This is a genomic window from uncultured Mycobacterium sp., from assembly GCF_964249325.1.
Taxonomy (GTDB): Bacteria; Actinomycetota; Actinomycetes; order Mycobacteriales; family Mycobacteriaceae; genus Mycobacterium.
The window spans coordinates 6,155-12,922 of sequence record NZ_CAXUCH010000064.1; the positions used below are offsets into that span (position 1 = coordinate 6,155).

Consider the following 6,768-nt stretch of genomic DNA (forward strand, 5'->3'; position numbering starts at 1 on the left):
CGTCGACGGGGCGCGCCCCGAACTGGCGGGCTTCGATGAGCTCATGACCGATAATCCCAAACTGGCCGCCTATATTCGCCGGATCCTCATCGAGGCCACCCCAAATGCCAAGCGATGGTTCACAGAAGCGGTGGATCGCACCCCCAAACGGCTGCGTGACGAGCGACCTGATGGGCTGGCCGACGATCCTGACGAGCTGCGCACGGTGGCCGCAATGCTGCTCGTCGTCACGTTCGGGCCGGTGATCCTCGGCTCTGCGCTCACCGATCTGCTGGACTGTTCTGCCGAACAGGCCCACCACCGCTGGCGCCAGGTCGAGGCCGGCATGCCGATCGCTGCGGCATTGCCAGAACCGATGTGAATAGGGCAAGGCCGTGACGACTGGCCGAACCGCCGTTGAGGAACTCATCGCCAAGGAGGCGATTCGCGATCTGGTCTTGCAATTCTGCCGCGCAGTCGATCGCGGCGACGTGACACTCGCGCGGACTCTGTATGAGCGCGGCGCACTTGATGAGCACGGCATCAATCCCACGAACACGGCGCAGGAGTTCGTCGACCTGATCGAACCTATGGAGGCCGGACTGACGGTCATTCAGCACAACATCACCAACCACCTGATCCGGGTTACTGGTCCGGACAGCGCGGAAGGCGAAGCCTACGTGATCGCCTATCACCGGAGCGAGAACGGTGATGCCGCGAACCTCCTGCTCACCGGCGGCCGCTATCTGGATCGCTATTCCAGGCGTGAGGGGCAGTGGAAAATCGCACACCGCAAGTGCACTCTCGAATGGGCGCATGAGGTGGCTGTCCCGGCGACGCTCGAGCAGGAGAATCCCATCACCAATGGCAGCATCGCCGCCGGCCGAAAAGATGCACAGGATCCGTCCTACGCATTCTTCACGACATTCGCGCGAGGCGCACGGCTGTGAGGGCAAAGGCGCGGTGATGGATTTCGGCTTGGACGGCAAAAGAGCACTGGTCACCGGCAGCAGTTCGGGAATAGGCGCTGGGATCGCCAAAACCCTGGCCTCTGAGGGTGTTTCGGTGGTTGCCCACGGCCGCAATATGCAGCGGGTCTGCGCGGTGGTCGATCAGATCCGGCAGAACGAGGGAACGGCGGCGGCGGTAATCGGCGACTTGGCAACCCAAGACGGGGCCGCAGCCGTCGCCGAGGCCGCGGCCGCCGCGTTCGGATGGGTGGACATCCTGGTGAACAACGCGGGCGGACCGTCGGAGACAGGAATTCAATCGTGGTTTGCGTTGCCGGTATCGGAGTGGGCCATCACCTACCAACGAAACGTACTTTCTGCCGGGTATTTGATCCACGCCCTGGCACCGCGGATGAAGGAGAACGGTTGGGGGCGCATCATTCAGATCGCGTCGGCCGCAGGCATCATTCCCACCTCCGGTCAGCCTGACTATGGTCCGTCGAAAGCAGCGATGATCAACATGTCGATGGGTTTGTCGAAAGCGTTGGCGGGCACGGGCGTCACCGTTAATACGGTGATGCCCGGAATGATCATGACAGAAGGACTGCGCGATTTCTTGCACATCTTCGCTGAGCGGCGCGGATGGGGCAGCGACATCGAGCGCGCCGCACAGTACGTCTTAAAGGGGACCGGTCAAAGCGTCCATCGCATCGGCCAAGTCGAAGATGTCGCCTACGCCGTCGCGGTGCTGGCCAGTCCGAAGGCTGATTTCTTCAACGGCATGAACCTCCATGTCGACGGCGGAGGCACATCGTCAATCTACTGACCGGTGATGGTTCAGACTCGGTTCCCAGAGGCGTTGTGCAACATAGCGATTTCCGTGCCTGATCAACCCGTCGGCCCGCCGCTCCGACTGCAGCGCAGTCTCTCATCAGCACGGTGGGTCTCGGCGACGTCAGGCGTCGACAGCGCGAGACGGTGTTGGGTACACCGGGCGGCACCTGGTGGAGATGGCCGCCAGCGGCTGCGCCGCGTTATGTTGAGCCGCCGGTAGTTGCTGTCCACTTTCCGTACGGAATGTGATCGGGAATCACCCAGAAACTGCGGATGGCGCTACTGCCGTCCGGGTTGAGTCGCCACAGATCGACGCTCGGAATCACCAGCGGTTCGCCGCGGTAGTGACCTTCGTTGTGGGCGACGACGACAGCTTCAGATCCGCCGGTGATCAGCTGGGTGATCGTGACCACGGGATGGTCGGGCCCGGTCCGGTCCCACAGTTCGCTGGCCAGCTCCCACCCGCGCTTGACGGGGGTGCCTACCGGATCCTCCAGACTGGGTTCGCCGGGCGCGGTCTCGCGCCAGTGCCGCAGCCAGCCCTCTTTGTCCTGCTCGTTCCACAGCTGATACCACCGGCGGATGAATTGCTCCAATTCGTGGCCCGTCAACGCCATCGCTGTGCTCCTCTCGCCTTCGCGGTCGCGTCTTCCGGGACGACGACTGGTGCCGGCCCGCCGGCCGTCGGCGGTTCCCCCCAGCGGCTTCGCGCACGAATCATACCAGCGATGTATACAACTAAATAACTGTTTTCCTGGCCTGTGGTGCACCCTCTGATTGGCGCCAGTGACATTGGTCCGATTGGCCGGACCGGCAGCTATCCTCAAGCCGAGTGCAGCCAAAGTCTGCCGGTCCAGGTAGCCGAGTCGGACGCCATGGGATAGGAGGTCGGGTGCGTCTGTGGCAGGCGATCGAAGTCGCCGTGAAGCGCTTCAGCGGGCGGCGTTTCGTGTTCGACACTTATGGGCGGACTCTGACCTTTATAGAGTTTCGGGAGCGTGCGATATCGGCCGCTGCCGGGCTGCGCGAGCTCGGAATCGGTAGGGATAGCCGGGTCAGTTGGCAGTTGCCTAGCGGGCTGGAGGCCGCGGTGCTGATGGTCGCCCTGTCGCGGCTGGGTGCGATTCAGAATCCGGTGATCATGTCCTTGCGGGAAGCCGAGTTGCGCACGGTCAGTAGCACGTTCGATCCGGAGTTCGTTTTCGTTCCGGGCCGCTTCCGCGGCTGTGATCACCGCGCGCTGGCTGAATCCGTGTTCCCGGCCGCCACCGTCGTCACCGTTGACGCCAACGGCCCCGAAGGGGCTGCGCAGGCGGGTATCGCGTTGCCCGCCGCCGATCCGGTTGAGCTGTCGCTGATTCCCGACTCCGACGGGACGCGATGGGTGTATCTGACCTCAGGCACCAGCAAGGAACCCAAGGGTGTTAAGCACACCGACAAATCGTTATGGTTTAGCCCCGAATCCATGATGGCGGCGGTACCTCTGCAAGCTGACGATGTGTTTCCGATCGCGTTTCCCTTCGCCCACATCGGCGGCGTGGTCTGGCTCATCGCAGCGCTTCGCATCGGCCTTGCGTTGCAGATGATTGACGTGTTCGACCCCGCGCGAAGTCCACTGGAAATGGCCGGCGCAGGCGCCACCATCTTGGGCAGCGCGACACCGTTCTTTGAGGCGTACCTAGACGCACAACGCAGGCATGGGTCGGCCCGGCTGTTTTCCCGGTTGCGGTTCTGCCTGGCAGGCGGCGCACCGGTAGCCGCCGACCTGGACGAACGAGTGCGAACTGAGCTCGGCGGTGAAGGCGTGCTCAATGGCTACGGGCTGACCGAGTGTCCGCTGCTCGGATTCCCGCCGATGCCCGACCGCCACGGGATGCGGTCGCGCTCGTCATGGTTGCCGGGACCCGGTGCCGCCATTCGCATCGTCGACCCGGGTGGTGCCGACCTGCGGGCGGGACAGGAAGGTGAGTTGCTGGTGCGGGCGCCCCAGATGTTCTCGGGCTACCTCGACCCCTCATTAGACACCGACGCCCTCGACGATCAAGGGTTCTTACACACCGGTGATTTGGCCATTCTCGGCACCCACGGAGAAGTGACGATCACCGGCAGGCTCAAGGAAGTCGTGGTCCGCAAGGGCGAAAACATCTCGATGCTTGAGGTGGAGGACGTGCTTATCCGGCATCCCGATATCGCCGATGTCGCGGTGATCGGGCTTCCTGACCGGCTGAGCGGCGAACGATGTTGTGCTGCCCTGGTTGTAAGAGACCAAGCACCTGTCCCCAGTCGGGGAGAGCTGCGGACTTTTTGCCGATCACAGGGATTGGCGGCGTTCAAATCGCCCGAAGAGGTGGTTGTCGTCAGCCAGATACCGCGAAACGCGATGGGGAAAATCCAGCGAAACACTCTGCGGGAACTCGTCCTTGGCGAGGCCAAACAAAGCAAATCTGCGACTTGATCACATGAGGACTGTGCGGCCAGGGTAACTACCGCACGCCCAGCGGGGGGAGTGTCGCGCGGGCGCCTCTCGGTCCGGCTGGTGGCGCCGGCAGCGATGCCTTTCGCTGCCGTTGTCAACTCAATGTGCTGTGCTGGTGATTACCGGTAGCTTCTCCCACCCGCGCACCGTCGATGTGTGGGCCTGCACGGCGTTGTCCCAGTCGACTTCCCACTGCGGAAAGCGCTTGAGCACCTCCTCAAGTGCCACCCGGGCTTCCAGGCGGGCCAGGTGCGCACCCAAGCAATGATGGATTCCGAAGCCGAAAGCCAAGTGGTGAGCGACTTTACGGTGGATGTCGAAGCGATCGGGGTCGGCGAACATTCGTTCGTCACAATTTGCCGCCGCAGTCAGCAGCAGCATTACGGCGCCACGGGGCACCGTTGTGCCGTAGTGCTCGACGTCGTGTGCGACGTAGCGGGCCTGCACCGGTGAGGGCGCCTCATAACGCAACAGTTCCTCGATCGCCCCGGGGATGAGGCTTGGGTTCTCGCAGAGTTGCTGTCGCTGATCGGGATGCTCGGCAAGCACCTTGCCAGCCCACCCGATCAGGCGCACCGTCGTCTCATTACCGGCCGCGGCCAACAGCCCCACGTAGGTTTGGATTGCCGCCTTATCGCGATGTCTTTCGGCGCCGTCGGTGTCGGTGTACGTCGCGTTGATCAGATCGGTCATCACATCGTCGGCGGGGTGTTGCTGCCGGTAATCGATGTAGGCGCCGAAGCGTTCGGCATCGAGCAGCGCGAGTAGCGCCGCGCCGCCATCGGGGGATGCCTCGCCGGAGGCAAGCCTGAAGCCCTCGTCGATGCGCTTTCGATGCTGTGGCTGCTCGGCGTCGGGGATGCCGAGCATCATCCCGATGGTCCGCATGGGGATTTCAGCGCCGAAATCGGCGACGAAATCGAAGCCTTGCTGATCGACGAGCGGATCGAGCGTCGCTGCGCAAAACGCCCGGATTTTCGGCTCGATCTCGGCAATCCGCCGCATGGTGAAGACTCGGGCGAGCAGGCTTCGGTGCAGATCATGTACGGGCGGGTCCTCGAACAGGATGAACCCGGGCGGTATCGGTGCGCCGCTCGTGATCACTTCGAGCACGCTGCCCCGCCCCGATTGGTATGTCTGCCACTGCTGGCTGGCCTTCTTGACGTCGTCGTAGCGGCTCAGAGCGTAGAAGTCGTACCTGTCGTTGTAGTAGAGCGGCGCATCGTCGCGCAGGCGGAGGAAGGTCGGGTAGGGGTCGGTGTCGATTCCGAAATCATATGGATCGTAGTTGATCCCGGAGGTATCGAGTGTGGGCTCAGTCATTCGCTCGGCCCCCTCGGCCGTTCAGGGGACTTGATGAGCGCCCCAGCGTCGATGCGGATCTGTTGACCGGTGATGTAGCGGGCCTCGTCGCTGGCCAGAAACACGGCGAGATTGGCGACATCTTGGGGTTCGATAAATGGAATCGGCATCGCCTGAAAGAAGGCCAACGCGGGCTCCGCCTCGTCACGGGTGGGCCGCTCAAGATCAGGGCGCAACATCTCATACATCCCCTCGTTGTGCAGCGGGTGAGTGTTGACGTGGGTGGGGTGAATCGCATTGACTCGAATGGACCGGGGCGCAAGGTGATACGCCATTTCCTCGACGTAGGTGATCAGCGTCTTTTTGGCCCACACATAGCCGGCGCCGCCCGGGCCCATCGCTGCGTTGTTGGTCGCGTCGAGGATCATGGCGGCGGCTGACCCGGTGACGATGATCGACGAGCGGTGGCTCAAATGAGGTATGGCGACCGCGACGGCATTCATCACTCCGAGCAGATCGACGTCCGTCGCGTCGACGAAGTCGGATGGTTGCGGATCGCCCATGGCCAGCGGCAGGATGCCGGCGTTGGCCGCGACAATGTCGACATGGCCGAACTCGGCCACCCCAGCTTGTAAAGCTGAGCGCAGCTGGTCGCGCTCACGCACGTCGGCCTGTCGCGCAATGATGCGCCGGCCAGCATGCTCGACCAGCTTGATGGTCTGCTTCAGGTCTTGCTGAGTGGCCAATGGGTATGGGTTGGAGCCGATTTCACCGCAGATGTCCACCGCGATGATGTCGGCACCCTCATGGGCCATCCGCACGGCATGCGCTCGGCCCTGCCCGCGGGCCGCACCCGTGATGAAAGCAACCTTGCCCTCAAGACGGTTGCCCATACGGAGTCGCTCCTCTTACGCCGCAGAATCCAATAATGATCTAATGTTTTATCTGTTAGATCGTCAACCCTCGACGGTGAACGAGAAACCCGGTCTCAATGCCCGGGTCCAGTCTGGGAGCCGGCCTGGCTGGGTTCAACGGCAATGCGTGGGAGCGGTGCGACCGTTGGGGCCGATGCCGCGCGTGGCGCGATCGGATGGTCCGGAACGCGTAATGGAGCATCGGAGGTGGATATGGATTTGGGACTGGCAGGCGCGGCGGTGTGCGTGCAGGGAGGCAGCAAGGGCATGGGGCGTGCCGCTGCCGAATGCTTCGCCGAGGAGGGAGCCAGGG

Annotated in this window: 7 protein-coding genes and 1 pseudogene (1 of these 8 running past the window's edge); 5 read left to right on the top strand and 3 right to left on the bottom strand. The window is 63.1% G+C overall.

Annotation, left to right across the window (positions count from 1 at the left end; genetic code table 11):
* The first annotated feature begins 43 nt into the window (after positions 1-43).
* The 3 genes from ACFE99_RS10565 to ACFE99_RS10575 are packed head-to-tail and all read left to right on the top strand — an operon-like array spanning position 44 to position 1,755.
* Complete coding sequence (locus tag ACFE99_RS10565; RefSeq protein WP_375484973.1) at positions 44-361, top strand: hypothetical protein; 318 nt, start codon at positions 44-46, stop codon at positions 359-361.
* Positions 362-374: 13 nt separating this feature from the next.
* The gene (locus ACFE99_RS10570) at positions 375-929 is read left to right on the top strand and encodes a nuclear transport factor 2 family protein (protein ID WP_375484975.1); all 555 of its coding nucleotides are present in this window, start codon (positions 375-377) and stop codon (positions 927-929) included.
* A gap of 16 nt (positions 930-945) precedes the next feature.
* A complete protein-coding gene (locus ACFE99_RS10575; protein ID WP_375484977.1) occupies positions 946-1,755 on the top strand; it encodes an SDR family NAD(P)-dependent oxidoreductase in 810 nt (269 codons plus the stop codon).
* A gap of 208 nt (positions 1,756-1,963) precedes the next feature.
* On the opposite strand, the gene ACFE99_RS10580 is transcribed toward ACFE99_RS10575, so the two are convergent.
* The gene (locus ACFE99_RS10580) at positions 1,964-2,380 is read right to left on the bottom strand and encodes a nuclear transport factor 2 family protein (RefSeq protein ID WP_375484979.1); all 417 of its coding nucleotides are present in this window, start codon (positions 2,378-2,380) and stop codon (positions 1,964-1,966) included.
* Between the two features lie 275 nt (positions 2,381-2,655).
* Here ACFE99_RS10580 and ACFE99_RS10585 point away from each other — a divergent pair, with 275 nt between their 5' ends.
* Positions 2,656-4,218 (top strand): class I adenylate-forming enzyme family protein, encoded by a 1,563-nt coding sequence (locus ACFE99_RS10585; protein WP_375484981.1) that lies wholly within the window; start codon positions 2,656-2,658, stop codon positions 4,216-4,218.
* Positions 4,219-4,338: 120 nt separating this feature from the next.
* Here ACFE99_RS10585 and ACFE99_RS10590 read toward each other — a convergent pair whose 3' ends face one another.
* Both ACFE99_RS10590 and ACFE99_RS10595 read right to left on the bottom strand, forming a co-directional pair.
* The gene (locus ACFE99_RS10590) at positions 4,339-5,562 is read right to left on the bottom strand and encodes a cytochrome P450 (protein WP_375484983.1); all 1,224 of its coding nucleotides are present in this window, start codon (positions 5,560-5,562) and stop codon (positions 4,339-4,341) included.
* Positions 5,559-6,434: a mycofactocin-coupled SDR family oxidoreductase gene (locus ACFE99_RS10595; RefSeq protein WP_375484985.1), complete on the bottom strand. Its 876-nt coding sequence runs from the start codon at positions 6,432-6,434 to the stop codon at positions 5,559-5,561. The genes ACFE99_RS10590 and ACFE99_RS10595 overlap by 4 nt, the downstream gene beginning before the upstream one ends.
* A 234-nt stretch (positions 6,435-6,668) precedes the next feature.
* On the opposite strand from ACFE99_RS10595, the pseudogene ACFE99_RS10600 reads away from it, so the two are divergent.
* Positions 6,669-6,768 (top strand): annotated as a pseudogene (locus ACFE99_RS10600) (SDR family NAD(P)-dependent oxidoreductase); it runs 732 nt beyond the window's last position.